The sequence below is a fragment of the Nocardia sp. NPDC004722 genome (assembly GCF_053601505.1).
Genome location: NZ_JBSGBY010000975.1, coordinates 1 through 1966, shown reverse-complemented (window position 1 = coordinate 1966; position 1966 = coordinate 1). Strand labels below are relative to the sequence as shown.

Sequence of the window (1966 nt, the reverse complement as noted above, 5' to 3'; positions counted from 1 at the left end):
GTGGTGTCGATGATGTCGTGCAGGACCGAGGCGAAGCCTTCGTTCGCGCCGGGCGTGGTGATGAAGGCTCGGTAGAGGTCGGGGCCCGCGTTCTGGGCGGAGGCGATGACCTGCGGCGAGGCTTGGCCTACGACATCCGCGTTGCGGTAGGTCGCGCCCGCCGGGACGCGGTCGGGGGCCTTGGCGATCTCGGATGCCAGGCGCAGGTCGTCGTCGATTTTCAGAACGTGACCGGCGAGGTAGGCCACGGCTTGGTCGCTTGCCGTGGACAATTCGCCGGAGCGGTACACCAGGCCGGTTCGGATCCGCCGGTCATCGACGGTGCGGTAACCGCCCACGTCACGGGCGTTCTCGACACCGGGCAGGGGCAGCGCCCGTTCGTCGACGCCGACAACGACCGCCGAGGTGCGGGCGGGCGGTTCGACCGTGACGCCGGTTCTGGCGGAACAGGCGCCTACCGTGACTGCCACCGTGAAAGCCAGCATCAGTGGTACTCGACGAGAATGCATGCGCTGCCTTCCTGATTCGAGCCGGACAATCTCGTATGCCGGGCCGACGCTCAGAACATGTCGGCGAGCTTTCGGGTGTCGTTGAACAGTTCCTGCAGTGGCGCCGCGGCGATCTGCGGATCCGCGCCAGCCGCGGCTTCGGCGCCTGCTCGGTCGGCGTAGATGTTCACGCGATCGCAGTAGACCTGGCGGATCTCGCCTCCGTGGGCCGGGGCCAGGGTGAACCAGACGTCCGGATGGGAGACGTTCTCGAAGGCGTTCTCGGTGACGGTCCACGAAACCTTTTCTCCCGTAGAAGGATCCACTGTGGACACCTCCGAGCGGACGTTCAGCACCATCGGGAACATGACGATGTCGCAGACACACCAGTTGTAGAACCGGCGGTCGTTGATGGTGGAGATGTGCCGCTTGGACCTGTCGTCGGCGATCAGCGAAATCCCCGCTCCGACAATGTCGCCGGCCGCGTTCACCTCGAGGTCGTAGTCGCGTTCGGCGAAATAGCGGACCATGCCCCGCGCGCGATCCTCCGGTGTCGGCAGCCAGGAATCGGCGAGTTCGACCGGCAACGGACCGTGGTTGATCAAATGGGCGGTGATCTTCGCGCCCTCCCGGATCAATTCCACTCCGGCGGGCTGCTCCCACTTCCACACCAGTTGTGCGGCCACGTCGTGCAGTTTGGCTTCCTGTGCGGCGGTCATGGTCGTCGCCGTCATGGCGTTCACGTCCTCTCGAGGGTGGATGTGTCCATCGATTCCACACGCGGCTCCGACACCGACCGCGACGAGCGCTGCGGCCGCCTTCGTGCCGACGGCAATGAATTTCCTACGATCTACCGGCAAGATCAGACCTCCAGAAGGCACCAGAAGAGCGGCCTCCGTCTTCGGGGACCGCTCTACGTGGCTTCGGTGGAAGCAATCGGGGGTCGGATGCGACCCGCACTGTCCGTTCCAGTTCACGGTATCCGGCCGCGACGGGGTGGCGCATTCGCCGGACGGCTGGATTTGCCTCCGATACTCGCGCCGATCGGCGAGTGCTCCGGCCGTCTTCATCACGTCTCCTCGCCGTATCGGCAACACCGGTTCCGTCGGCCCTGGCAATGCGGCGACTTCACCGCCGAGTTTGCTAGAAAGTTACCGTGGATGACGAGGATCTTGCGCTCGGTGATCCCGCGCTGGTGGAAATCGCCATTAGCGAGGTGCGTTCGGTCTCCGAACGCTCGCGTGCGTTGCATCTACTCGGCACACTGCCCACCGCCCCGGTCACCGTGATGGCCGTGGTGGGCCCGGCGGAGGCGGGCCCGGAGCTGGTCCGGCAGCTGGCCACGCCGGGTCGCTGGGCGCGTTGGGCGCATCTCGGCTCGGTCCAGGTGATCGCGGTGAGCGGGCCGGTGGAGCGGCCACTGGCGCCGCCGAAGAACACGCGGGTGGGCGTAGGCATCTGCGTCGACGCGTGCGATG

At 66.2% G+C, this 1966-nt stretch carries 2 protein-coding genes and 1 pseudogene; 1 reads left to right on the top strand and 2 read right to left on the bottom strand.

The window, feature by feature from the left end; all coding sequences use genetic code 11:
* Together ACWELQ_RS44780 and merB are read right to left on the bottom strand one after the other, a co-directional pair.
* Positions 1-485: tyrosine-protein phosphatase (locus ACWELQ_RS44780; protein WP_452403037.1), on the bottom strand; the 485-nt coding region annotated here is incomplete at its 3' end.
* A 74-nt stretch (positions 486-559) separates the two neighbouring features.
* Positions 560-1222 (bottom strand): organomercurial lyase, encoded by a 663-nt coding sequence (gene merB, locus ACWELQ_RS44775; protein WP_452403036.1) that lies wholly within the window; start codon positions 1220-1222, stop codon positions 560-562.
* 422 nt (positions 1223-1644) lie between these two features.
* On the opposite strand from merB, the pseudogene ACWELQ_RS44770 reads away from it, so the two are divergent.
* Positions 1645-1966, top strand: a pseudogene (locus ACWELQ_RS44770) (hypothetical protein); the annotation flags it as partial.

What these genes read in the sequence shown, in the direction of transcription:
- merB (WP_452403036.1), bottom strand. Translation starts at nt 1,222, where the DNA reads ATGACGGCGACGACCATGACCGCCGCACAGGAAGCCAAACTGCACGAC.